This is a genomic window from Micromonospora sp. NPDC048830 (assembly GCF_043198215.1).
Lineage (GTDB): Bacteria > Actinomycetota > Actinomycetes > Mycobacteriales > Micromonosporaceae > Micromonospora.
The window spans coordinates 1-23,231 of sequence record NZ_JBICUP010000059.1; the positions used below are offsets into that span (position 1 = coordinate 1).

Here is a 23,231-nt window from a genome sequence, read left to right on the forward strand (position 1 = left end):
TCCAGACAAACCCGATCATCGCAGCTCAGAGGGCACTCTCGTCATCTCCACACCGTGCCCACGCCCCGCACGTCGACCCGATCCACGGATTCAGGTTTAGGCGGGGGAGGATGTCAATGGCGCTCATCGAGCCGGCCGCGCTCGCGGTGGCAGCCGAAGATCCCGTCGTCGCCGCGGCACTCGACGCCAACCGGCGGTACGTGGCCGCGTCCCGATCCCTGCCTGCGGAGGACTACCTGCGGGCGGCGTACGGCAACGACGAGCGCGTTCCCGAGCCGATGGAGTTCGCCGTGCGGGCGGCGCAGACGGCCATGCGGGAACGACCCTGCTGGGAGGCTGACCTGCCGGTCGACTCGCTCCGGCCGACCAGCTACCCCAAGCTGGTGCTCGCCGGTTCGTGGGAGTCGGCGCCGGCGGACTACCGGTCGACGACCGGGGACGCGCTGGTGGCCACGGCGAGGGTTGTCGCGGAGCGGATCGGCGCTTCCTTCCACCGGGTCGCGGGGGCGGACCACTCGCCACATCAAGAACGTCCCGACGAGGTCAACCGGCTGCTGCTCGAGCTGTGGAGGCAGGCCGACGAGGTCGGGGCCGGGCGATAGAAACGGGCCGCGGTCACCACGGGCCGGATGGGTGGCCCGTGGTGACCGCGGCGAGTCGCCCGCCGGGGCGGCGCCGTCAGAAGGTGGCGCTGACTCCGACCGCCTTGCACGCCGCCGAGAGGTCAGCGCCGGCCTTCGTGAGGGCGGGGTTGTCGGCGGCGGTCGCCGGGTCCGCGGCCCCTGCCGCCTTGGCGGCCTCCGCAGCGAACTGCTTCATCGCGGTGGTCACCTTGCCGTCGCCCCCGGCGGAGGCCACCTCGGTCACCTTCTCACTGAGCCCGGTCAGGACCTTCCTGAACGTGGCCGGCGACGAATCTCCGGACTGCACGGCGGCGACGAGCTTCGCCTTCATCTCGGCCCCCACCTTCTTCGCCGACTCGCAGAGCTCCTTGTCGCTCTTCGTAGCCACCGCGGCCGACGGGGACGGCGCCGAGGAGGTGGCGGTCGCCGCGGGCGCCGAGGAGGCGGACGGCGCCGAACCGGCCGTGGTCTCGGTGTCCTCCCCACCACACGCGGCAAGCGCCAGCAGGGACGCACAGATCAACACGGTCGAGGCAACACGAAGACGCTTCACGGGCAGGCACCCTAACCGACACGCAAATCCTGATCAACTTTGGGCGGACGGGTTCGGACCTCCGGTGACCTGCACCGTAAGCTCCCGAACCGATGAGCAGCCTGACCGTGACCGGGTGAGCCGGCCGCGCGAGGTGAAGGCGCGCCGGCCCCGCCGCGCGGCCGATCAGTCGAGGCAGAACTCGTTGCCCTCGGGGTCGGCCAGCACGATGTGACCGGCGCCGAGCGGCGGAGCGGGCTCGTGGCGCCGCAGCCGGGTGGCGCCGTGGGAGACGAGCCGCTCGGCCTCCGCCTCCAGGGCCGCCATCCGCGCGTCGCCCCGGAGCCCGGGGGCGGCTCGCACGTCGAGGTGCACGCGGTTCTTGGCCCGCTTGCCCTCCGGCACCCGCTGGAAGAACAGCCGCGGCCCGCAGCCCGCGGGGTCGACCACCGCCGAGGCGTCGTTGCGGCTCTCGGGCGGCACACCCATCGCCTCCAGGGCCTGCTCCCAGGACTCGAAGCCGGCGGGCGGGTCCTGCAGCTGGTAGCCGAGGGCGTCGGCCCAGAACGCCGCCAACCCGGCCGGGTCGGCGCAGTCGAAGGTGATCTGGATGTCGCGGGCCATCTCAGCCCACCTCCCGCCGGGTCTGCCGATGCAGGTCGCGGAGCAGGCACACCTCGGCCAGATGGTGGATCAGCTCGCGGTTGATGTGCAGCACCAGTGCCGCCAGAGGACGCTCGGCGTACGGTCCCTCCGCCTCCCCGCACGGGCGGGCGAGGCCGGCCTCGCCGAGGGACTCGACCCCGGCCAGCCACGTGGCGTACTCGGCGTCGAGCTGGGTCAGTGCCGCGCCCGCGGTCGGCGCGTACTCGAACGACTGGTAGTCGGTGGGCGCGCGGCCGAAGTGCGCGGCGTTGCGCACCGCGAGCACGCCGACGATCACGTGCCCGAGTCGCCAGGCGATCGTCGTGAACGGTGGCGGGTCGGGCTGCGGCATCGCGAAGTCGATGGTCATCGCGCCGGAACCGGCCTGCACCGGCGCCGTGCCGGTGCCGCGCGGGCGCACGCTCCAGCAGCCGGGCGCGGGCTCCCAGAAGTACTCGTCGTCGGTGAGTCCGTCGAGGCGTTCGCGCAGCTGGTTGGCCCAGTGCCAGGCGAGTTGGTCGCGGAGCACAGGGTTCCACGTCTGGTCGGTCATGATCCCAGCCTCACGGATATAGCGGACAGGTTCGTTCCGTGATCTGTGGAACGATGGGTGCGTGGGTGTCGAGGCGACGACCGAGCGGGTGCTGCGGCTGCTGACGTTGCTGCAGCGGCGGCCGTCCTGGACCGCCGCCGAGCTCGCCGCCGAGCTGGGGGTCACCGACCGCTCGGTGCGCCGCGACGTGGAGCGGCTGCGCGCGCTCGGCTATCCCGTGCACGCGACGGCGGGCGTCGGGGGCGGCTACCAGCTCGGCGCGGGCACCCGGCTGCCGCCGCTGCTCCTCGACGACGAGGAGGCGATCGCGACGGCGGTCTCCCTGCGGCTGGCCTCGGGGGGCACGGTCGCCGGGGCGGGCGAGGCGGCCCTGCGGGCACTCACGAAGCTCGACCAGGTGATGCCGCCCCGGCTGCGCGCCGAGGTGCGGGCGGTGCACGGCGCCACCGAGACCCTCGTCGGCCCCGGCGTCGAGATCGACGCGGAGCTGCTGGTGACGCTCGCGCGGGCCTGTCGCGACGCCGTGCGGGTGCGCTTCCGGTACGCCGGCCGCGACGGCGGGGAGCGCGAGCGCACGGTCGAACCGGTGCGGATGGTCACCACCGGCCGCCGCTGGTACCTGATGGCCCACGACGTCGACCGCGACGACTGGCGCACCTTCCGCCTGGACCGGATGCGTGAGGTGGTGGCGACGACCTGGCGCTTCCGGACGAGGGAGCATCCGGACCCGGTCGCCTACGTGCAGCGGTCCGTGACCGAGGCCCCGTACCGGCATCTCGCCCGGGTGCGGGTGCACGCCCGATCCGACCGGGTGCGGGAGCTGGTGCCGCCCCAGGTGGGGCGCGTCGAGGAGGATCGCGACGGCTGGTGCGTGCTCGTCGTCGGCGGGGACAGCCTGGAGTGGCTCGCCGCGCAGGTGGCCCGGCTGGGCTTCGACGCGGAGGTGCTGGAGCCTCCGGAGCTGCGGGAGACCGCCGCCCTGCTCGCCCGCCGCCTCGCGGCGATGGCCGGGGCCGGCTGACGGGCCCTCCCGCTGGAACGGCCGGGAACGCGGCGGCCCGCGGACGTGGGCTCAGTCCCGCCCGCTCCGGCACATCGTCGACGGCCCGACGGGCACGCTGTGCCGGTAGGTCTCCGAATCCTCGCCCGGCGCGTAACCCAGGTCGCGGCGTGCCGCGCCGAGGTCGAAGAGGGCCGCGGTGTTCGCCGAGGTGACCGTGTACGCCCCGAACCGCACGTCGGCCCGGAGCGCCAGGCGTACCGCCTGACCCAGGTCCGCCGGACCGAGCCAGGTGTCGAACCAGCCGCGGGTCGGGGGGACGGGCCGGCAGCCGCCGAGCCGCAGGCAGACCACGGAGAAGGCGCCCGAGTCCGCGTACACCCGGGCGGCGGCCTCGCCGAAGACCTTGGTCGCGCCGTAGCGGCAGCACGGGCGCGGCGGCCACGCGTCGCGGATCGGGCCCGGGGCGGGACGGGCGGACGGCGGATGGTAGCCGCCGAGGACGTGGACGGAGCTGGCGAGCACGACCCGGCGTACGCCCGCCTGTTCGGCCGCCGCCAGGATGCCGGTCGGCACCTGGAGGTTGGGCCCGCGCAGCCGGTCCCAGTCGTCGCCGGGTCGCGGGTTTCCCGCCAGGTGCACGATCGCGTCGACGCCGGCGCAGAGCCGCTCGGCGAATCCCGGGTCGGCGAGGTCGCCGAGCGCCACCTCCGCCCGCCCGACCCGCTCGGGGGCCCGCAGGTCGGTCAGCCGCAGGTCGTGCTCGCCGGCGAGCGCCGGCAGGAGGAGTTGGCCGACGCCGCCGGCCGCGCCGGTCACCAGTACCCGCATCCCGGTCACCAGTTCGTGAAGGAGCCGTCGCGGCGGTGGTAGACCGGCAGCGGCGCCGGGCCGCGCTGGTCGAGCCGGCGGGCGGCGGCGAGGTCGAGTTCGACGCCGAGGCCGGGCCGCTCCGCCGGCCTGATCCGGCCGGGCGTCAGCACGGGCCCGGCGGTGATCACCGGCGAGGGCGCCAGCTCGGGCCACGGCTGCTCCTGCACGGACACGTTGGGCAGGACCAGGTTCAGGTGTGCCGAGGCGGCGGCGGTGACGGGGCCGAGCGGGTTGTGGGTGGCCAGGTTGACGTGGTGGACCTCGGCCATCGCCGCGATCTTGCGGGCCTCGGTCAGCCCGGTGTTGGCCACGTCGACGCGGGCGTGGTCGATCAGCTCCCCCTCGATCAGCGGCCGGAACTCCCACTTCGTGCCGAACTGTTCGCCGGCGGCGAGCGGGACGCCGGTGCGCTGGCGCAGCGTCCGGTAGCCGTCGGGGTGTTCGCTGCGCAGCGGGTCCTCCACGAAGTAGGGCCGCAGCGGCTCCAGCTCCCGGCACAATGTCACCGCCTGGGCGGGCTCGAACCGGGTGTGTACGTCGAGCAGCAGCTCGACCTCGTCGCCGAGGGCCGCGCGGAGCCGTTCGACGGTGGCGACGGTGTGCCGCAGGGCGGCCCGCTGGTCGTACTCGCCGTCGCGGTTCGGGCTGTTCGCCGGCACCCGCACGTACCGCCAGCCCGCCGCGACGAGCCGCTCGACCTCGGCCACCATCGCCGCCGGGTCCTTTGCGGCGTCGCCCGGCACGTGCACGTAGCACTCGACGTGGTCGCGGGAGGCACCGCCGAGCAACTGGTAGAGCGGGACGCCCAGGGTCTTGCCGAGCAGGTCCCACAGCGCCACGTCGATCGCGGCGCGTACGGCGGCGAGCACGCCGGTCGCCGGGAAGAATCCCGAGCGGCAGAGCAGCTGCCCGAGATGTTCGATGCGGCTCGGGTCGGCGCCGGTGAGCTGCTCGGCGAAGTCCTCCACCGCGCCGCGGACCGTCCGCCAGCGGGAGCGCATGCCGACCTCGCCCACGCCGTACTCGCCGGAGTCGGTGTGCACGACCACCAGGAGCATGGCGCTCGTGCCCTGCGGCACGGTCAGCAGTTCCAGCCGGGTTATCTTCACCGCTGCCCCCAGGTGTGCGTGGGGGGCGCGTCGACCCCGACGTCGACGGCGAAGATCCGGCCGCTGTCGGGCGCCGCCCGCCGGGTGGCCTCGTCCAGCCCGAGCCAGGCCGTGGTCACCACGAGGGTGCCGGCGACCAGACAGACGGCGGTCGGCCGGGGCACGGGCACCTCCACCCGGGCCAGCGCGGTGCCGTCGGGGGCGAACCGGCGGACGCCCCAGCCGTCCCACATCGCCACCCAGAGGCAGCCCTCGGCGTCGACGCAGAGCCCGTCGGGGGTGGCGTCGTCGAACTCGACCAGGACGCGCGGGTCGCCGGCCGCGCCCGTGGCCAGGTCGTAGCGGTAGCGGGTGAGTCGGCGCCGCCGGCTGTCCACGTGGTACATCGTCTCGCCGGCCGGGTCGAACCCGAGCCCGTTGGCGCAGCCGACGCCGGTCAGCACCGTCGCCACCGAACCGTCCGGCTCCAGCCGGTAGAGCCCGCCCGACCAGGGCTCGCCGCCCCCGATCACCTGACTGCCGGCGAGGAACCGGCCGGACGGGTCGCATCCGCCGTCGTTCATCTGGGTGCCCGGTGCGGCGACGTCACCGCCGAGCGGCCGTACGCTGCCGTCGGCCGACACGTGCCGGAAGCCGCGCCCGGCCGCCACGACCCAGCCCGCGCCGGCGGCGGCCGACGGCGCCACGGCCCCGGTCGCCGCCCCGACGTCGTGACCGGCCAGGACCTCGACGCGGTCGCCGGTCAGCCGCCCCCGCCACAGCCGGCCGACGCGGATGTCCACCCAGAGCAGTTCACCGGTACGCGGGTCCAGCCGCGGCCCCTCGCCGAGTTCGTAGTGCTCGGCGGAGACCGGGCGGGCCCGCAGAATGTCAGGACTTGACCGCACCGGCGATCCCCTCGACGAACGTGCGTTGCAGGAACAGGAAGATCGCGATGATCGGCAGCAGGCTGATCGTCGCCGCGGCGGCCAGGCCGCCCCAGTCGGTGGCCTCCTGCCCGAAGAAGCTGTACATGCCGACGCCCAGCGTGCGCAGCTCCGGCCGGCCCAGGGTGAACACCAGCGGGATGAAGAACGCGTTCCAGGCGGCCATGAAGTTGAACAGCGCCACGGTGCCGATCACCGGCTTGGCCAGCGGCAGCATGATCCGGAAGAAGATGCGCGGGTAGCCGGCGCCGTCCATCCGGGCGGCGTCCTCCAGTTCCTGCGGCATCCCGGCGAAGTACCCCATGAACAGCAGGATGGGTACGACGTGCGCGGGCCCCGCGGTGGCCAGCACCGCGCCGAGCAGCCCGTTGTTCAGGCCGAGCCCGTCGACCAGCTTGAAGATCGGGATGATCGTGTAGCCGTGCGGGATGAACATGGTGGCGACGAGCAGCCCGACGATCACCTTCTTGCCGGGCAGGTTGCCCCGGCCGAGGGCGTACCCGGAGGTCGCGGAGACCAACAGGACCACGGCGACCGTGGTGACGGAGAAGACCACCGTGTTGGACAGGTAGGTGCCGAAGTGGGCCGTGTCCCAGGCCCGGGTGAAGTTGTCGAAACTCCACTCCTTCGGCAGCACCGAGAGACCACCGAGGAAGACCTCCCGCTCGGACTTGAAGGCCGTGGAGACCATCCAGACGAAGGGATAGATCCAGACCAGGCAGAGCGGGATCAGCAGCAGGTGCCAGAGGTGCATGCGGCGCATCAGCGGCTCCCCTTCAGGTACTGCCGGCGCAGCAGCGGCCCCTGCAGCGCCGTCATCACCAGGGTGATCACCCCGAAGACGACGCCGGCGGCGCAGGCGAAGCCGTACCGGGGCGCGTTGAGCTCGGGGTTGAAGGCGTACCGGTAGATGTAGGTGGCGACCACGTCGGTGGCGTAGTTGGGCCCGGCCTGCGTCATCGCCTGCACCAGGTCGAACGGGTTCATGCTCTTCTGGAAGGTGAGCAGCAGGATCACCACGCCGATCGGGGCGATCACCGGGAGGGTGACGTGCCGCAGCATCTGGCGGCCGTTCGCGCCGTCGACCTTCGCCGCCTCGTACAGGTCCTCGGGGACGGTCTGCAGCGCGGCGAGCCAGTAGACGAGGGTGATGCCGAAGCCCTTCCACACGTCGACGGCCATGACCGTCGGGAGGGCGGACGACTCGGACAGGAAGATCATCGGCGAGTCGACGAGCCCGGCGGAGCGCAGGACCTCGTTGACGAACCCGCCGGCCGGGTCCAGCAGGACCGCGAAGACGATGCCGACCACGGCGGTGGTGGTCACCACCGGCAGGAAGAGGAAGAGGCGGTAGAGGTTGCGCCCGCGCAGCCGGCGGCTGTTGAGCAGGATCGCCACGAGCAGCGCCAGCGGCATCTCCACGCAGATCGCGACCAGGGAGAAGAGGAACGAGTTGCGGAAGGCGCGCCAGAAGCCCTCGCTCGCGAGCACCTCGGTGAAGTTGGCGAGGCCGACCCACTCGGTGGCCGGGCCCACCCCGTCCCACTCGAAGAACGAGTACCACCAGCTCGCGACCATCGGCCAGAGCGTGAAGGCCACGAACAGCAGCAGCATCGGGGCGAGGAAGACGTACTGCCAGGCGTGCCGGCGCAGCCTGCCGGGGCGGCGCCGCCGGGCGGGGGCGGAAGTGCGCCGGGGTGGCGCCGCCTGCTCGGCGGCGCCACTCGCAACGACGGTCGGGGTGCTGGTCATCTCTGGCCCGGGACGAAGGGCTGCAGCGGGTCCCAGGAGGGGAAGGTGAGGTCGGCGCGGGAGGCCTGCACTCCCTTGCCCGACAGGGCCTTGACCTGCTCGTCGATGAAGGCGTCGAGCTTGGTGTTGAGGTCGGCGGCGGCGGGGGCGAAGGGCTGGTTGCGCAGGATGGCCGGCAGGGCGATCTCGGACCACTGCAGGTCCTGCTTGCCGCGGATCGCCGCCATCAGCTGCGCGCCGCCCTTGCTCGCGAGGACCGGGTTGGGGATGAGCCGGACGGTCTGCGCGGCGATGTCCATGATCGCCTTCTGGTCCGGGTTGGCCGCCGCCTTGTCCTGCCAGGCGCTCTCCAGGGCGGTCAGGGTGCCGAACTTCTCGTAGTACGCCCGGTGGAAGTCCTTCGAGGCGAGGAAGTCCATCACCTTCCACGCCTGCTCCGGGTGCTTGGACTGGGCCGACATGGCCCACAGCGGGCTGAAGCTCGCCGTCTGGCCGGAGTAGCCACCGCGCCCGGCCGCCGGCACGGGCACGGCCGCGACGGTCATGTCGAGTTGCGGGTTGAGCTTGCGGACCTCGCCGATCTGGAACGGCGAGGCGAGGAACATCGCGAGCTCGCCCTTGGCGAACGCGGTGTGCACCCTGCCCGCGTCCGTCCAGGTCTCCCAGCCCGGGGTCATGACCTTCGCGGCGTGCATCCGCTTGAGCAGGTCGACGGCCGCGGCGAGCGACGGGTGGGTGATGGCCGCCCGGCCGGTGCGCAGGTCGATGCCGTTGTCGATCGAGGACGGTCCCGCCGTGTGCTGGAGCATGCGGGCCAGGACGCTCTTGCTCCAGGCGCCGGCGAAGCCGAACGTCCTGCCGCCGCCGGCGCGGGTGATCGCGGTTGCGGCCTGCTCCAGTTCCTCCCAGGTCTTCGGTGCGGCGGTGACGCCGCCGACCTTCGCGGCGGTGTTGTTCACCAACAGGAACCGCACCACCGACCACTTGCCCCAGACGAGCGGCAGGGTGTAGAGCGTGCCGTCGCGGTGCAGGCCGGACGTGGCCGGGTCGAGGGTGCCCTCGGGGAACCGGGCCTTGAACTCGTCGGTGACGTACCGGTCGAGCGGTGCGACCCAGCCGCGTTCGAAGATGCGGTCGAAGCCCTGGTCCTGGGCGCGGAAGACGTCCGGGGCGTCGCCCTGCTGGAAGCTGAGCTCGATGGCGTTGATCTGCTGGTCGGACGGGTTCTCGATGATCTGGACCTCGATGCCCGGGTTCTTCTTCTCGAACAGGTCGAACTGCTCGCGGTAGAACTGGGAGGCGCCGGAGGGGTCGGGCACCAGCATGACCTTGATGCGCACGGTGTCCCCGCTGGGCTTGTCGCTGCTGCCCACCAGGCTGCACGCGGTGGTCAGCCCGCCCGCCGCGGTCGCGGCAGCACCCACGCCCAGGATCCGCAGCAGGGACCGGCGGGTGAGCTCTGGTTGCTTCATGTCCTACTCCTGTTCGATCACCGGTTGGCGGAGCCGGTCGGCCAACGAGGACGGAGGCTCCGACCCGTGTTTCGACGCGGTGAAGAGCGTGTTGAGGACAGTAACTTCACCGGTCACCTTGTGCAATAGGCATCCGCCATGTGGGTCGGAAACGCATGATGTCACCTTCCGGTGACTGCGGCTCCACGACGTTCAGCCAGACGTCACCGGGTCCGCCTAGGTGGACCGACGCCGCCTCAGGTCCGCCATCGACCAACCGAACGCGCATGCCACTCCCAGCACGCGCTCTTGACACCGGCATCCGTCGCATTAACTATCCATTTCATGGATGTAAAGCCCACAGCATCGAGGCGACATCGTTCAACGTTCACCCTCCTCCTCGTCCTGATGGCCCTGGTGCTGCCCGCCGGGGCGGCCGTCGCGTCGCCGGCGACCCCGGACCAGGCGCCGTTCGCCGCCCCGTTGCGGGAGCTGGACAAGCCCGACCTGCGGATCCGGCAGGTGGCCGCCATCGAGGGGCGACACCACCGGATGATCTTCCACCACGCCACCTGGCAGGGCGGCCAGACGTACCTGCGCGAGATCCTGGTCCGCACGCCCGACGGCTGGCTGCCGGTCACCGACCCGCAGCGCCGCTTCGACGAGCAGTGGCTCGTGCTCAGCGGGCAGTCCGGCACCCCCACCGACTACTACAGCTCCATGAACTCCGCCTGGGTCGGCTTCACCGGGTTCCGCGCCGTCGACGGGCGGACGGTCGAGCTGCGTACCGGGGCGCCCGGCGCGTACGAGTTGACCGTCCGCTGGTCGGTGGCGGGCGACAACCCCGAGGCGTCCTGGACCCTCACCGCCCGGCGCGCCGACCACTTCGTCGTCGGCTACCAGTCCCTCGACGTCACCGACTTCGCCGACGTCGACGAGGTGCTCTGCGGCAGCCGCCAGCACGCGCGCGTCGTCTACGGGGCCGAGGCGCTGAGCTCCTGGGAGCTGATGGCGCCGGCCTGCCTGCTGGAACGCACCGTCGCGGGGAAGCAGGTGACCAGCGGCGTGTACGCGCCGGCCGAGGTGATCCCGTTCGAACACCAGCGCGGGGCCGGCGCGGACGGGCAGCCGTTCGGGATGAGCCTGCGTAACGACGCCGGCGACGTGCAGCCCACGGCCTTCGCCCCGCAGGTCGGCCGGCTCTCGCCGCTCGAGGCCGGGCAGCGGCACCGGTTCACCTTCGGCGTCTACGCCCGACCCGGGACCATGTACCAGGCGTACACCCAGCTCGTCCGCGACGAGTACGACTACTCCGCCTACCGGCGCAACATCTACGACACCTCGCTCACCGACACGGTGCACAACCTGCTCGACCTGGTGATGCGGGACTCGGACGCCGACGACAGCGAGATCTACCAGCGCTCGCTGTCCGGCTGGTGGGACCGGGCGAAGGGCTTCGTGGACACCGAGAACGACCGGGCGGTGCGCACGGCCACCAGCGGCGTCCTGCTCGGCGCCTACTACCTCACCGGCGACCGGGAGCTCTACGACAAGCGGGCGCGACCGTCCCTGGAGTACCAGGTGTCGCGCAACAACATCGGCTGGACCCCGATCAAGCAGAACCCGGTCTACGGCGACACCAACGCCTGGCGCATCGGCAGCGTGGCCGGGGACGCCTCCACCCTCGTGCCGCTCTATCAGCAGACCCGTGGACAGGTGGCCGGCCTGCACGAACTGGCCCTGAAGTCGATCGAGGATCGTCCCCGCAAGGACAGCCGGACGCCGGTCAGCACCCCGCTGGCGGCGTGGCGGCTCACCGGCAACCCGGCGTACCTGGCGGAGGCGAAGGCCGAGGCGGACCGCTACGTCGCCGCACAGATCGACCCGCCGTACACGACGAACATCGCCGAGAACGGCTTCCAGTTCAACTACTCCAAGGGCTGGATCGAGCTGCTGGAGCTGTACGAGGAGACCCGCGAGAAGCGTTACCTCGACGCCGCCTACACCGAGGCGAAGCGGTTCGTCACGCAGACGATGGTGCGCCCGGTGCCCGACGGCGACATCACCGTCAACGCCGACGGCTGGATCGACGCGCAGGTGGACCGCTGGAACCCCCGCGTGACCTACGACTACCCGAACGAGGACGTGCCGGCCGAGGAGGTGCCGGCCTGGATGGTCTCCACCAACGGCATGACCTTCGAGCAGCTGAGCACCTACAAGATCGCGGCGGGTCGGGAGAACCCCGGCGGCGGCCTGGTGATGAACCCGATCTGGGCGCCGTTCCTGCTGCGGCTCGCCGCCCACACCGACGACCGGCTGCTCGCCGACGTGGCGCACAACCTCGTCGTCGGCCGCTTCACCAACTACCCCGGCTACTACTACCGCGAGTTCACCGCGGCCCAGATGCGTCCGGACTTCCCGCTGACCGGCCCGGCCGGACTCACCTCCATCTACTACCACCACATCCCGGCGCAGCTCGGGCTGGCCATGGACTACCTGATCTCCGAGCAGACCTACCGCTCGCAGGGCAAGATCAGCTTCCCGGCCGTGTTCGAGACGAACTACGTCTACTTCAAGTACCACGTCTACGGGCACCAGCCCGGCGAGTTCTACGGCGAGGACGGCGTCTGGCCGTACCTGCCCAAGGGCATCGTCGACGTCGCCGACCCGCAGCTGAACTGGGTCACGGGGCACGGCAACGACAGCCTCTACCTCAGCCTGACCAACGAGGCGACGGGCACCTCCCACAGCGTGGTGCGCTTCGACCAGAAGGTCAGCGGGGTACGGCCGGACCGGACGTACCAGGTCGAGGTCATCCGCGACAACGGGGACCGGACCGTCACCGAGATGCGCGGAGCCACCCTGCCGGTCACCGTCTCCGGCCGGGGCATCACCGCGCTGGTCGTCCGCGACGTGCGGGTGCCGGGCGTGGCGCACCAGGTCGGCGGCCAGCAGGCCGACGCCGGGCAGGACAGCTACCACTTCGACGACGCCAGCCCGATCGGGACCGCCCGGGGCATGCTGCTGACCCGACCCGACGGCACCGGCTACGACGCGTACCTGCAGGCGGCCACGGAGGCGCCGGCGACCCTGCACTGGTCCACCGACGGCGGCGCCACCTGGCACGCCGAGGCCGACCGGATCTACCCCAACGAGTGGACGATCCCGGTGCGGGACGCCGAGGCGCCCTTCACGTACCGGATCAGCACCGACGCCGCCCAGACCGGCGAGGCCACCCTGCGCCTGCCGCCGGCGGTGACCGGCCACTGCCCGCCCGGAACGCCGGTCTGCGGCGCGGTGACCCCTGCCTCGCCCGACACCACGCCGGGCGACACGGTGGGGCTGACCGTGACCGTCCGCAACGACGGCCCGGACGCCCTGGCGGACCCGGCCGTCGCGCTCGACCTGCCGGCGGGCTGGTCGGCCCGGCCGGCGGGACAGCAGCCGGCCACCGTGCCCGCCGGGACCGCGGCGACCTGGCGCTACGAGCTGTCCGTCGCGGCCGACGCCGCCACGGACACGGTCACGCTGAAGGCGACGGCGAGGTGGAGCGGCGGCGAGGCCGTGCTCACGGCGGGACGGCTCACCGTCCGGCCGCCGACCCGGCTGAGCGCCCTCGTCGCGGCGCCGACGGAACTCGCCGACCCGGGTGACGCCACCACGGTCACCGCCAGCGTGCTCAACGTCGGCCCGAGCACCGCCCGGGGGACGCTGCGCCTGACGCCGCCGGCCGGTTGGACGATCACGCCGGCGAGCGTCTCGTACGAGGTCGCCGCCCGCGGGGAGGAGGCGTACCGCTTCACCCTCACCTCACCCGCCTCCGCGGAACGGGACCAGACGTACCGGGTGACCGCGGCACTGGACACCGGTGGCGAGACCACGGTGCAGGTGCGGGTCGCCAGCGAGGACGTCGTCGTCACCCCGCAGGACATCCGCCCCCGGTACACCGAGACCGGTGAGTGGCTGGCCAGCGGCCTCGCCGGGTACAGCGGCACCCAGTCGCGCTTCAGCGCGGAGGGCAAGCTCGGCGGCACGGCGACCTGGCGACCGGTCCTGGCCGAGGCCGGGTGGTACGAGGTGGCCGTCTGGTACCCGTCCAACGGCGACACCACCAGGGAGGCCGACTACGTGGTGCGGCACACCGACGGTGAGACGCCGTTCCGGGTCGACCAGCAGCAGGACGCCCGCAGCTGGCGGGTCCTCGGGACCTTCCGGTTCGCCGCCGGCGAGGAGGGCTTCGTCCGGCTGACCGTGGACGATCCGGCGTTCCACCGGGTCAGCGCCGTCCGGTTCCGGCCGGTGGACGCGGCCATGGTGCAGCCCCGCGTCACCGGGCTGTCCGCCGCACCGGTGCCGTCCCCCGGCGGCAGCGCCACGGTGACGGCCACCGTCACGGCCGCCCCGGCGGCGGGTGCGACCGGCTGCGCGGCCCTCGGGCTGCCGGAGGGGTGGAGCAGCACGCCGGCTTCCGTCCCGGTGGCCCTCGCGCCGAACGCCGCACAGCAGGTGAGCTTCACGGTCACGACCCCGCCCGACGCGACGGTGGGCGCGCTGCACGAGGTGGCCCTGCACGTGGCCGGGGCGGTCGGGCGGACCGCGGTACCGGTCGGGACGCCCGACCCGGCGCGGGCGGTCGTCGTCGACGACGGCCAGCCCGGCTACAGCGAGTCGGGAGGCTGGACCGCCAGCTCGCTCAAGGGGTACGCCGGCAGCACCACCCGGGTCGCGGGCGGCGGCACGGGTGCCGTCGCGACGTGGCGGCCGGAGCTGACGGCGGGACCCTACCGGGTCAGTGTCTGGTATCCGACGAACTCCACCACGACGACGGCGGCCACCTACCGGGTGGTGCACAGCAGCGGCACCGACACGCTCACCGTCGACCAGACCGTCGACGCCGGGCAGTGGCGGGCGCTGGGCGTCTGGGACCTCGACCCGGCCACGGCCGCGGTGCGCCTGTCTTCCCAGCAGGCCGGGCATCACCGGGCCGACGCCGTCCGGTTCGAACCGGTGGTCCCGGCACGGGTGCCGGGCTGCTGACCTCGGTGCGGGCCGCCGGCCGTGGCGTCGGCGGCCCGCACCATTCGCGATGTATGATCCGCAATCTGGATTACACTCCTACGCTTTGAGGATGGGCAGAATGCCACGCTCCACCACCCGCGAGGTCGGCGGCGGCACGCAGAGTGTCGAGCGCGCGCTGTCGCTGCTGCGTGCGTTCACCGAGGAGCACCCGGAGCGACGCGTCTCCGAGCTGGTCCAGCTCACCGGCCTGGGCCAGTCCACCGTCTCCCGACTGGTCGGGACGCTGGAGGCGCTCGGCTTCGTCACCCACGACCAGCGCAGCGGGCTCTACCGCATCGGGCCGACCGTGGTGGGGCTGGCGGGCATCGCGCTCAACCAGTCGGCGGTGCACCGCCAGTCCCGGCAGATCGCCCAGGATCTCGCCTGCGACCTGGGCCTCGGCGCGAACGTCGCGGAGCGCCACGGCACCGAGCTGTTCTACCTCTGCAACTTCGAGGGCCGGCTGGCTCCCCGCTCGTTCACCCTGGTCGGCCGGCGCGGCCCGCTGCACGCCACCGCCCTGGGCAAGGCACTGCTGTCGGACCTGACCGCCGACGAGATCCAAGCCCTGATCGGCAGCGCCTTCCCGGCGTACACGCCGAAGACCATCGCCGAGCTGGACGGGCTGATCGCCGCGATCGTGGAGGGACGCGGCCGCGGCTACGCCACGGAGTTCGAGGAGCTGGCCTTCGGCCGGGCCTGCCTCGCCGCCCCGATCCGGGACCGCACCGGCATGGTCGTGGCCGCCCTGTCGGTCTCCGGCCCGCTGTCGGCGATGGACCTGCCGAGGCGCCAGGACGAACTCGCCATGAAGGTCATCGAGCACGCCGACCAGATCTCCACCGGGCTCGGCTACCACGCCAGCGCCGCGCCGCTGTCCGCCGTCGGCTGAACCGGCGTCCGCCGGCCCGCCGCTCCGCAACCGGGTGTCGCCGAGCGGCGGGCGGACTCAGTCCGCCTTCGGTCCGCCGCCGGCGGCGGGCGCCGGGAGCGCGTCGAAGATCCGCGTGGCCACCAGGGTGATCAGCGCGGCGGGGGCGCTGGGCAGGAAGAAGGGAACGGCGACCGGCACGGCGACGAGCATCGCCACGACCAGCAGCGCCACCGTCGCGCCCAGGCCGAGCGTCCGCAGCGGGGCGCGCGCGGCCGTCAGGGCGGCGATCCGCCAGGCGGTGGTGGCCGGCACGGCGAAATGGGCCAGCACCGCGGGCAGGTACGCCAACACCGCCAGGTACCCCAGGGCGAGCACCGCCACCGCGGCGGCCAGTGGGGTACGCCGGGCGGCGAGCAGGTAGAACGCGAACACCCACACGGTCAGCACCGGTACGCCCAGGCGGACCTGCGAGCGGCCGAACTCCGCCCGCCAGTGCCGCCAGAAGTCGCGCCACGGCCGCGGCTGCCGCCCGCGCTGGTAGTCCCGCAGCAGCGCGAAGAGCGCGACGGTGGCCGGGGACAGGCCGGCGACCACCCCGCCGGCGAGCACCCCGGCCAGCCAGAGCAGGTTCAGCCCGGCCAGCCGCGGCGGCCAGTCGGGCAGCCGGTAGAGGCGGGCGAACCGCCCGCCGACCGGCACGTCCGGGCTGGTCACGGGGCCAGCTCGGCCAGCCGCTGCCGGAGGTCCGCCCGGGCGTACGTGGCGGGCGACGCGATCGACAGTCCGCCGTCGACCGGCAGCACCACCCCCGTGATCCCGCTGGCGGCGTCGGAGGCGAGGAAGTGCACCGCCGCCGCCACCTCCTCCGGGCGCAGCGTCCGCCCGATCGGGTATCCCCCGGCGGCGTCGGGCAGCCGCTCGCCGCCCACCATGCCCGGCGCCACCGCGTTGACCCGGATGCCCCGCGCGGCGTAGTCCAGCGCGACCTGGCGGACCAGGGCCTCCACGGCGCCCTTGGCCGCGGCGTACGCGGCGACCCACGGGGCGGCCAGGAACGCGTTGACCGAGGAGACCGCCACCACCGCCCCGCCGGCCGGCAACAGCGGCAACGCCGCGCGCAGCGGGAAGAACAGGGTGTCCAGGCAGCCCGCGAGGGCGGCCCGCCACTGCTCGTCGCTGGTGCGGTGCGCCGGCGCGATCGGCATTGCCCCGGCGGCCGCGACCAGCACGTCCAGCCCACCCAACCGCTCCCGCGCCGCCTCCACGGCGGCGGCGGCGCCGTCGGCGGTCGAACAGTCGCCGGTGAGGTCGGCGACCAGGCTCGGCTCGCCCGCCGGTTCCAGGCCGTACCCGACGACCCGGTCACCGGCGGCGGCGAAGCGCGCGGCGATGGCCCGGCCGATCGGGGTCGACGCGCCGACCAGCAGTACCCGGCTCACCGCGCGCCCCACGTGCTGTACCCGGCGACGGCCTCCTCGTCCACCGAGATTCCCAGCCCGGGGCCGGTGGGCAGCGGGATCGCCGTCGGCGTCGGCTCGATCGGCGCGGTCAGGATCTGGTTGACCTTGTCGAAGAGGGTCGGATGCCACTCGAAGGCGACCAGGTTGGCGCAGGCGGCGGCGACGTGCAGGCCGGCGGCGAGGGCCAGCCCGAGCCCGGCCGAGTGGTGCGGGGCCACGCCCAGGTGGTGCGTCTCGGCGTACTGGGCGATCGCCAGTCCCTCGGTGATCCCGGTCCGGCCGATGTCCGGTTGCAGCAGGCCCGCCGCCCGGGCCGTCACGAACGGCTGGAACTCCCAGCGGTGCCGCAGGCTCTCCCCCAGCGCCACCGGCAGGTCGATGCGCGCGGCCAGGTCGGCGTGACCGGCGACGTCCTCGAAGGCGAGCGGCATCTCCAGGAACCAGGCATCCCGTTCGGCCAGGCCACGACCGAGCCGCACCGCCTCGGCCAGGCCGTAGACCCCGTGCACGTCCACGGCGACGCGCAGGTCGGGGTGGACCTCGCGCAGCGCGGTCACGGTGGCCAGGTCCGCGTCCACGCCGTACCCGAGACCGAGCTTGACCTGCCGGACCCCGCGGTCGACCCAGTCCCGGGCCTGGGCGACCCGGTCGGCGTCGGAGCGGCCGGGCAGCCCGGAGACGTACGTCGGGACCGCGTCGTGGAACGCGCCGCCGAGCAGTTCGGCGACCGGACGGCCGGCCAGCTTGCCCGCCAGGTCCCACAGCGCGATGTCCACCGCCGCGATCGCGTCGGCCTGGTGGCCGCCGAGGTGGCCCCGCTCGCGCATCAGGTCGCCGAGCCGGTGGCGCAGCGGGCGTACGCGGCGCGGGTCCGCGCCGAGCAGCACCGGCGCCAGCAGCCGGCGGACGATCTCGCCGGGCACCTCGGGTGCGACCGGGGCGAGCGCCTCGCCCCAGCCGGTCGTGCCGTCGTCGGCGGTCAGCCGGACCACCAGGGTCTCGCGCTGGTTGCCGTAGACGCTCGGCCAGGGCGGCTGGGTGGCGTAGGCGCGGGCCGCGCCGTCCGGCCGGCCCAGCGCCAGGGGGTAGACGTCCACCGAGACGATCTTCGTCATGATCGCCACCCTCTCACGACCGCCAGGCGGGCAGCGAGGTGTGCCCGAGGATTACGTCCAGCGCGGCCCGACTGCCGGCGTCCAGCGGCACTGCGGGGTCACGCACGAAGGCGGAGTCGATGACGCCCCGGCGCACCAGCACCTCCTTGTGCACGGCCCAGGCCAGTCGGGGTTGCATCCCGAACCGGATCAGCGGCAGCAGCCGGTTGAACGCGGCGTGCGCCGCGTCCTGCCGGCCGGCCCGCCAGTCGGCCAGGATCGGCGCGAGCACGTCGGTGAACTCGCAGGCCGGCATGGTGCCGACAGCGCCGCCGGCGTACTCCTCGAGCACGAAGAAGGCGTTCTGGCCGCCAAGCACGTCGAACTCCCCGTCGGTCGCGGTCACCACCTCCCCCACCTTCGGGGCGGTGGGCTGGGTCTCCACCTTCACCGACTCGACCCCGGGCAGCTTGCTCAGCTGCACGATCAACGGGACCGGCATCGTCACGCCGGTCGCCGCCGGCGCGTCCTGCACCATCACGTGCAGCCCGCTCGCCTCGGCGACGGCGGCGTAGAAGTCGACGAGCTGGTTGCCCGCGGGCTTGGCCAGGTAGGGGGGCAGCACCATCAGGGCGTCCGCGCCGCCGTCCCGGGCCGCCAGCACCAGTTCGACCGCGATGGCGGTGCTGGTGCCGTTGACGCCGGCGACCAGCGGCACGTCCGGACCGGCGACGGCCCGGGTCTCGGCCAGGATCGTGGCCCGCTCGGCGGCGGTGAGCGCGAACCCCTCGCTGGCCATGCCGAAGACGGCGAGCCCGTCGGCGCCGGCCGCGAGCTGGAACTCCACCAGCCGGCGCAGGCTCGGTACGTCCAGCGCGCCGGCGTCGTCGAACGGGGTGGCGAGGATGGGGACCAGGCCGCGTACGCGGGTCCGGGGTTCGAGGGTGCTCAACTTTCCTCCGCGAGTGCGCTGACAGTGGAGACGTCCACCTCGACGCCGAGGCCGGGCCCGGCCGGTACGGCGAAGCCGTCCGGACCGCCCGGCAGCGGCGCGGTGAGGATCCGCTGCCCGACCTCGGTCGTGGTGGGTTGGTACTCGAAACAGCTCAGGTGCTCGACCGCGGCGCTGACCTGCAGCCCCGCGGCGAGTGCGACACCGAGCCCCACCGAGTGGTGCGGCGCGGTGGGTACATGGTGGGCCGCGGCCAGCTCGGCGATCGCCATCGCCTCGGTGATCCCGGTGCGGGCGATGTCCGGCTGGACCAGGCCGACCGCCCGCTGCCGCAGCCAGGGCAGCACCTCGTACCGGTGGCGCATCGCCTCGCCGACGGCGACCGGCAGGTCCGTGCGGCGGGCGAGGTCGGCGTGGCCGGCCAGGTCCTCCGGCGCCAGCGGCGCCTCCAGGAACTCGACCCCGCCGATGGTGGTCAGGCCGCGCGCCAGCCGGGTCGCGGCGGCCAGGTCGTACGTCCAGTGCGCGTCCACGGCGAACCGCACCTGCGGCGCGGCGGCGCGCACCGCCTCCACGGTGGCCAGGTCCGCCGCCACCCCCTTGCCGAGGTGCAGCTTGATCCGCTCGACGCCCTTCGCCGCCCACTCCGCGGCGAGCGCCGCCCGCCCCGCGTCGTCCCGCTTGGGCAGCCCGGAGACGTACGTCGGGACGCGCTCACGGAACGCCCCGCCGAGCAGTTCGTGCACCGGCAGCCCGGCCAGCCGGCCGGCGAGGTCCCACAGGGCGATGTCGACGGCGGCGAGCGCGTCGGCCTGGTGCCCGCCCAGGTGTCCGCGTTCCCGCATCAGGTCGCGCAGCCGCGCGCTGATCGGCCGGACGCGACGCGGGTCGGCGCCGATCAGCGTCGGCGTCAGGAGCCGGCGCACCACCTCGGCGGGGACCTCCGGGGCGACCGGCGCGAGGGCCTCACCCCACCCGGTGGCACCCGAGGTGGTGGTCAGCCGGACGAGCAGGGTCTCGAACCGGTGCGAGTAGAGGCTGCGGTACGGGGGGCGCACCTCGTACTCGGTCGGTGTCGGCTCGGCGGAGTCCTCGTTGAGGCCGAGGTACCGCTCGGCGTTGGGGAGTTTGAGAACGAAGCAGTCGACTGCTGCGATCCGTGGCGGGGCCATCACATTCCATCCCTCGACCTTGTCTGCCACATTGTGGAAGTAGATTCCACACTACGGGTTGCTACTCCGTCAATCTCCAAGTCTGCCCGTAGCGAAGGGGACTCCCGCGCCGGTACGGCCGCTCGCACCGGCGAGCGTTCGGCGCAGCAACTCGGCGGCGGCCGCGGGGTCGGGCAGGCCGGTGGTGTCGCCGGTCGCGGCGACCACCCCGGCGGCGAGGGCGCCTCCCAACCCCGCCGCGGCGGCCGGCGAGGCGCCGCGCAGCCTGCCGGCCAGGTAACCGCCGGCGAACGCGTCACCGGCCCCGACCGGATCCACCACCGTGGTCGCCGCGCTCGGCAGGTGCACGGGGGCACCCGTCGGGCCGGCGTGGTGACAGCCGTGCGGGCCGGCCTTGAGCACCGTCTCGCGGACGCCGGCGGCGGCAGCGGCGGCGAAGACCTCCTCCGCGTCGTCCGGGTCCCGCACGCCCAGGACGGGCCCGGCCTCGTCGGTGCCGAGCAGCAGGACGTCCACCCACCGCAACAGCGTCCGCACGTCGGCGGCCTGCCGGTCCACGTCGCCGAGGGCGGGGCGCAGGTTGGGGTCCAGCGCCACCGCGGCGCCCTCGTCCCGGGCGCCGCGCAGCACCGCCTCGACCGCCGCTTTGGGGCCCGCGCCGAGGGCGAGGGTGATCCCGGAGACGGCCACGAGCCCCGGCCGGGCGGCGAGCAGCCGCGCCGCGTCGGTCGCGTCGAGGTGCGCCGCGGCCGACCCGCTCCGGTAGTAGTAGACCCGTCGCCGCCCGTCCGCCCGGACGTCCTTGAGGAACAGGCCCGTCGGGTGCGCGGGGTCGACCGTCACCAGCGCGGTGTCCACCCCGGCGGCCGTGGCCGCGGCGAGCACCCGGGTACCGAGCGGGTCCGCGCCGACCCGGCTGCAGAAGCCCGCACGGACGCCGAGACGGGCGGCGGCCGTCAAGAGGTTCAGTTCGGCGCCCGCGACGTGCACGTCGACAGCCGCGGCGTCGGCGAGCAGGTGCCCGGGCGGCGCTTCGAACAGGACCATCGCCTCGCCGATCCCGGCGATCTCCAGTCCGGCCCCGCCGGTCGGGCGCCGGTGCGCTCCGGCCGCCCGGCCGCTGTCTTCCCATGCCACCCGGGCGGCACTATGACTCTCGTCATCCATAATGCAGAATACGGTGCCATATACCGGAAGCAGATTCCAGGATGGGGAGGACATGATGGCCCCGGCGCAGCGAACGAGCACTCTCGGCCGGGTGATCGCGATCGTCCGGCTGGCCGAGCCCGACGCGGCGGTCCGCGCCGGCCGGGAACTGGCCGAGGCGGGCCTGGACACCATCGAGGTCACCCTCACCACGCCCGGGGCGCTCGACGCCGTCGCGACGCTGCGGGCCGAGCTGGGCGGCACGTGCGCGGTCGGCGCCGGCAGTGTGCGCACTCCCGCCGACGTGACCGCGGCCAGGAACGCGGGCGCCGAGTTCCTCGTCACGCCCACCACCCGCGTCGAGGTGCTCGCGGAGGCCGAGGCGGCCGGGCTGCCGGTGGTCTGCGGCGCCTTCACCCCGACCGAGGTCGACATCGCCTGGTCGTCGGGCGCCACCCTGGTGAAGCTCTTCCCGGCCGGCCTCGCCGGCCCGCCGTACGTGCGGGAACTGCTCGCCCCGCTGCCGGACGTACGTCTCGCACCGACCGGCGGCGTTACGCCCGAATCGGTGGCCGGCTGGGCGGCGGCCGGAGCGGTCGCCGTCGGAGCGGGTGGCGCCCTCGTCAGCGCCGCCGACGTCGCCGGCGGCGACTGGCCGGCGCTGCGCCGCCGCGCCCGCGCGTTCCTCGCCGCCGCCGCGGCGGCGCGCTGGCCCGCGCCGTAGCGCGCGGGCGCGCGCCGCGCCTCCGGTCGACGAGCCCGCCGCCAGCACCGGACACGCGGCGACGCCGGAGCTCAGACCACCAACGCCTCCTCGCGCAACAGCGGCAGGAGCTGCTCGCCCTGGCGCTTGATCTCCGGCAGGTAGGGCGTGTCGGAGAGCACGAAGTGGGTGACGCCGAGGGCCTGGTACCTACGCAGCGACCTCGCCACGTCCGCGGCCGAGCCGACCAGCCAGGTGGTGCCCGCCCCGCCGCCGCCGAACCTGCCGGGCGCCGTGTACAGGTTGTCGTCGAGCACGTCTCCGCGCGCGGCGAGGTCCAGCAGCCGCTGCTGGCCGACGGCGGCCTGCCAGTTCAGGTCGCGCGCGAGCGTGCCCTTGGCCTCGGCCAGCTGCGCGACCTTGGCCTCGGCGTCGGCCCAGGCCTGCTCCGTGGTGTCCCGCACCAGCGTGGTGACCCGCAGCCCGAACTCCAGCGGGGCGTGCTCGCGTCCCAGCGTCTCGCCGAGTCGCCTGAGCCGCTCGATCCGCTGCGCGACGCCGTCGAGCGGCTCGCCCCAGAACAGCTGGACGTCGGCCTCGGTGGCCGCCACCTTCTCGGCGGCCGCGGAGGCCCCGCCGAAGTAGAGCCGGGGGTGCCGGCGCTCACCGCGTACGACCGTTCGGGGCGCCACCGTGGCGTCGGTGACGCTGAAGTGCTCGCCGTGGTAGGTGACGTTCTCCTCGGTCCACAGCCTACGCACGATCTGCATGAACTCCCTGGTGCGGGCGTAGCGGTGGGCCTGGTCGCCTTCGCTGTCGTCGTACGCGGCCAGGTTGTCCCGGCCCGAGACGATGTTGACCAGCACCCGGCCCCCGGTGAGGTGGTCCAGGGTCGCCGCGGCCGACGCGAAGTTCGCCGGGCGCCAGTAGCCGGGCCGGGCCGCGATCAGCGGCTGGAACGTCGTGGTCTGCGCGGCCAGTGCCGCGGCGACCGTGAAGGTGTCGGGCCGGCCCCAGCCGGTGCCGATGAGCGCCCCGCCCCACCCGTGCTCCTCCAGGGCCTTGGCGTGCCTGACGAGGGTGGCCAGGCTGTTGTGTCCTTCGACGACGTCGTCGCCGCGGTGGCCGGGCTGGGCCTGGTTCGGGATGTACCAGAGAAATTCGAGGCTCATCGGTGTTCTTCCTGTCCTGTCGGGGAGGGGTGGGATCGGGTTCGTTCGCGGGGTCCTCCCGGCGCGGGACCGGCGCGCTCCCGCTGGATGGGAGGTCGAGGTCTCCCGCCGGGGCGGGACGGGTGGCCCTGCCGCC

21 protein-coding genes are annotated in these 23,231 nt (G+C 73.7%); 5 read left to right on the top strand and 16 right to left on the bottom strand.

Annotated features, from left to right (window positions below):
* Nucleotides 1–116 precede the first annotated feature (116 nt).
* On the top strand, nt 117–602 hold the full coding sequence (locus tag ACGFIZ_RS30575) for an alpha/beta fold hydrolase (RefSeq protein ID WP_347671781.1): 486 nt from the start codon (nt 117–119) through the stop codon (nt 600–602).
* Nucleotides 603–678: 76 nt separating this feature from the next.
* Here ACGFIZ_RS30575 and ACGFIZ_RS30580 read toward each other — a convergent pair whose 3' ends face one another.
* The 3 genes from ACGFIZ_RS30580 to ACGFIZ_RS30590 form a co-directional block, all read right to left on the bottom strand.
* A complete protein-coding gene (locus tag ACGFIZ_RS30580) occupies nt 679–1,176 on the bottom strand; it encodes a hypothetical protein (protein WP_393425592.1) in 498 nt (165 codons plus the stop codon).
* A 165-nt stretch (nt 1,177–1,341) separates the two neighbouring features.
* Complete coding sequence (locus tag ACGFIZ_RS30585; RefSeq protein WP_393425595.1) at nt 1,342–1,779, bottom strand: VOC family protein; 438 nt, start codon at nt 1,777–1,779, stop codon at nt 1,342–1,344.
* A gap of 1 nt (nt 1,780) precedes the next feature.
* On the bottom strand, nt 1,781–2,353 hold the full coding sequence (locus ACGFIZ_RS30590; protein WP_393425598.1) for a DinB family protein: 573 nt from the start codon (nt 2,351–2,353) through the stop codon (nt 1,781–1,783).
* A gap of 61 nt (nt 2,354–2,414) precedes the next feature.
* Between ACGFIZ_RS30590 and ACGFIZ_RS30595 the strand changes: the two genes are divergently transcribed.
* Nucleotides 2,415–3,374: a helix-turn-helix transcriptional regulator gene (locus ACGFIZ_RS30595; protein WP_393425601.1), complete on the top strand. Its 960-nt coding sequence runs from the start codon at nt 2,415–2,417 to the stop codon at nt 3,372–3,374.
* Between the two features lie 51 nt (nt 3,375–3,425).
* On the opposite strand, the gene ACGFIZ_RS30600 is transcribed toward ACGFIZ_RS30595, so the two are convergent.
* The 6 genes from ACGFIZ_RS30600 to ACGFIZ_RS30625 are packed head-to-tail and all read right to left on the bottom strand — an operon-like array spanning nt 3,426 to nt 9,485.
* Nucleotides 3,426–4,184, bottom strand: coding sequence for an NAD-dependent epimerase/dehydratase family protein (locus tag ACGFIZ_RS30600; protein ID WP_393425603.1), 759 nt, complete (start codon nt 4,182–4,184; stop codon nt 3,426–3,428).
* Between the two features lie 5 nt (nt 4,185–4,189).
* Nucleotides 4,190–5,335, bottom strand: a complete 1,146-nt coding sequence (locus tag ACGFIZ_RS30605; protein ID WP_393425606.1) for a mandelate racemase/muconate lactonizing enzyme family protein — start codon at nt 5,333–5,335, stop codon at nt 4,190–4,192.
* Entirely contained in the window at nt 5,332–6,222 is an 891-nt protein-coding gene (locus tag ACGFIZ_RS30610) for an SMP-30/gluconolactonase/LRE family protein (RefSeq protein ID WP_393425609.1), read from the bottom strand. The genes ACGFIZ_RS30605 and ACGFIZ_RS30610 overlap by 4 nt, the downstream gene beginning before the upstream one ends.
* On the bottom strand, nt 6,206–7,024 hold the full coding sequence (locus ACGFIZ_RS30615; protein WP_393425612.1) for a carbohydrate ABC transporter permease: 819 nt from the start codon (nt 7,022–7,024) through the stop codon (nt 6,206–6,208). The genes ACGFIZ_RS30610 and ACGFIZ_RS30615 overlap by 17 nt, the downstream gene beginning before the upstream one ends.
* On the bottom strand, nt 7,024–8,013 hold the full coding sequence (locus tag ACGFIZ_RS30620) for a carbohydrate ABC transporter permease (protein WP_393425615.1): 990 nt from the start codon (nt 8,011–8,013) through the stop codon (nt 7,024–7,026). Before ACGFIZ_RS30620 ends, ACGFIZ_RS30615 begins: the two co-directional genes overlap by 1 nt.
* A complete protein-coding gene (locus ACGFIZ_RS30625) occupies nt 8,010–9,485 on the bottom strand; it encodes an ABC transporter substrate-binding protein (RefSeq protein ID WP_393425618.1) in 1,476 nt (491 codons plus the stop codon). The genes ACGFIZ_RS30620 and ACGFIZ_RS30625 overlap by 4 nt, the downstream gene beginning before the upstream one ends.
* A 387-nt stretch (nt 9,486–9,872) precedes the next feature.
* Between ACGFIZ_RS30625 and ACGFIZ_RS30630 the strand changes: the two genes are divergently transcribed.
* Together ACGFIZ_RS30630 and ACGFIZ_RS30635 are read left to right on the top strand one after the other, a co-directional pair.
* Nucleotides 9,873–14,501 (top strand): NEW3 domain-containing protein, encoded by a 4,629-nt coding sequence (locus tag ACGFIZ_RS30630; RefSeq protein ID WP_393425621.1) that lies wholly within the window; start codon nt 9,873–9,875, stop codon nt 14,499–14,501.
* Nucleotides 14,502–14,601: 100 nt separating this feature from the next.
* Nucleotides 14,602–15,414 carry an IclR family transcriptional regulator gene (locus ACGFIZ_RS30635; RefSeq protein ID WP_393425624.1) on the top strand — a complete coding sequence of 271 codons (813 nt, stop codon included), beginning with the start codon at nt 14,602–14,604 and terminating at the stop codon, nt 15,412–15,414.
* 57 nt (nt 15,415–15,471) lie between these two features.
* Here the strand turns inward: ACGFIZ_RS30635 and ACGFIZ_RS30640 are convergent, their stop codons facing one another.
* The 6 genes from ACGFIZ_RS30640 to ACGFIZ_RS30665 form a co-directional block, all read right to left on the bottom strand.
* Nucleotides 15,472–16,110, bottom strand: coding sequence for a YesL family protein (locus ACGFIZ_RS30640; RefSeq protein ID WP_393425627.1), 639 nt, complete (start codon nt 16,108–16,110; stop codon nt 15,472–15,474).
* On the bottom strand, nt 16,107–16,835 hold the full coding sequence (locus tag ACGFIZ_RS30645; RefSeq protein WP_393425630.1) for an SDR family NAD(P)-dependent oxidoreductase: 729 nt from the start codon (nt 16,833–16,835) through the stop codon (nt 16,107–16,109). The genes ACGFIZ_RS30640 and ACGFIZ_RS30645 overlap by 4 nt, the downstream gene beginning before the upstream one ends.
* Nucleotides 16,832–17,971, bottom strand: a complete 1,140-nt coding sequence (locus tag ACGFIZ_RS30650; RefSeq protein WP_393425633.1) for a mandelate racemase/muconate lactonizing enzyme family protein — start codon at nt 17,969–17,971, stop codon at nt 16,832–16,834. Before ACGFIZ_RS30650 ends, ACGFIZ_RS30645 begins: the two co-directional genes overlap by 4 nt.
* Before the next feature lie 13 nt (nt 17,972–17,984).
* Complete coding sequence (locus ACGFIZ_RS30655; RefSeq protein ID WP_393425636.1) at nt 17,985–18,902, bottom strand: dihydrodipicolinate synthase family protein; 918 nt, start codon at nt 18,900–18,902, stop codon at nt 17,985–17,987.
* Nucleotides 18,899–20,074 carry a mandelate racemase/muconate lactonizing enzyme family protein gene (locus ACGFIZ_RS30660; protein WP_393425639.1) on the bottom strand — a complete coding sequence of 392 codons (1,176 nt, stop codon included), beginning with the start codon at nt 20,072–20,074 and terminating at the stop codon, nt 18,899–18,901. The genes ACGFIZ_RS30655 and ACGFIZ_RS30660 overlap by 4 nt, the downstream gene beginning before the upstream one ends.
* Before the next feature lie 69 nt (nt 20,075–20,143).
* Complete coding sequence (locus tag ACGFIZ_RS30665; RefSeq protein ID WP_393425642.1) at nt 20,144–21,211, bottom strand: sugar kinase; 1,068 nt, start codon at nt 21,209–21,211, stop codon at nt 20,144–20,146.
* 121 nt (nt 21,212–21,332) lie between these two features.
* Here ACGFIZ_RS30665 and ACGFIZ_RS30670 point away from each other — a divergent pair, with 121 nt between their 5' ends.
* The gene (locus ACGFIZ_RS30670) at nt 21,333–21,944 is read left to right on the top strand and encodes a bifunctional 4-hydroxy-2-oxoglutarate aldolase/2-dehydro-3-deoxy-phosphogluconate aldolase (RefSeq protein WP_393425645.1); all 612 of its coding nucleotides are present in this window, start codon (nt 21,333–21,335) and stop codon (nt 21,942–21,944) included.
* Nucleotides 21,945–22,015: 71 nt separating this feature from the next.
* Here ACGFIZ_RS30670 and ACGFIZ_RS30675 read toward each other — a convergent pair whose 3' ends face one another.
* Nucleotides 22,016–23,095 (bottom strand): LLM class flavin-dependent oxidoreductase, encoded by a 1,080-nt coding sequence (locus tag ACGFIZ_RS30675; protein WP_393425648.1) that lies wholly within the window; start codon nt 23,093–23,095, stop codon nt 22,016–22,018.
* Nucleotides 23,096–23,231 lie beyond the last annotated feature (136 nt).

Excerpts from the sequence above, each read along its gene's own strand:
- ACGFIZ_RS30635 (WP_393425624.1), top strand. The coding sequence starts at position 14,602 with ATGCCACGCTCCACCACCCGCGAGGTCGGCGGCGGCACGCAGAGTGTC.
- ACGFIZ_RS30625 (WP_393425618.1), bottom strand. The coding sequence starts at position 9,485 with ATGAAGCAACCAGAGCTCACCCGCCGGTCCCTGCTGCGGATCCTGGGC.
- ACGFIZ_RS30675 (WP_393425648.1), bottom strand. The coding sequence starts at position 23,095 with ATGAGCCTCGAATTTCTCTGGTACATCCCGAACCAGGCCCAGCCCGGC.
- ACGFIZ_RS30650 (WP_393425633.1), bottom strand. The coding sequence starts at position 17,971 with ATGACGAAGATCGTCTCGGTGGACGTCTACCCCCTGGCGCTGGGCCGG.
- ACGFIZ_RS30630 (WP_393425621.1), top strand. The coding sequence starts at position 9,873 with ATGGCCCTGGTGCTGCCCGCCGGGGCGGCCGTCGCGTCGCCGGCGACC.
- ACGFIZ_RS30600 (WP_393425603.1), bottom strand. The coding sequence starts at position 4,184 with ATGCGGGTACTGGTGACCGGCGCGGCCGGCGGCGTCGGCCAACTCCTC.
- ACGFIZ_RS30590 (WP_393425598.1), bottom strand. The coding sequence starts at position 2,353 with ATGACCGACCAGACGTGGAACCCTGTGCTCCGCGACCAACTCGCCTGG.
- ACGFIZ_RS30660 (WP_393425639.1), bottom strand. The coding sequence starts at position 20,074 with ATGGCCCCGCCACGGATCGCAGCAGTCGACTGCTTCGTTCTCAAACTC.
- ACGFIZ_RS30620 (WP_393425615.1), bottom strand. The coding sequence starts at position 8,013 with ATGACCAGCACCCCGACCGTCGTTGCGAGTGGCGCCGCCGAGCAGGCG.
- ACGFIZ_RS30615 (WP_393425612.1), bottom strand. The coding sequence starts at position 7,024 with ATGCGCCGCATGCACCTCTGGCACCTGCTGCTGATCCCGCTCTGCCTG.
- ACGFIZ_RS30575 (WP_347671781.1), top strand. The coding sequence starts at position 117 with ATGGCGCTCATCGAGCCGGCCGCGCTCGCGGTGGCAGCCGAAGATCCC.
- ACGFIZ_RS30585 (WP_393425595.1), bottom strand. The coding sequence starts at position 1,779 with ATGGCCCGCGACATCCAGATCACCTTCGACTGCGCCGACCCGGCCGGG.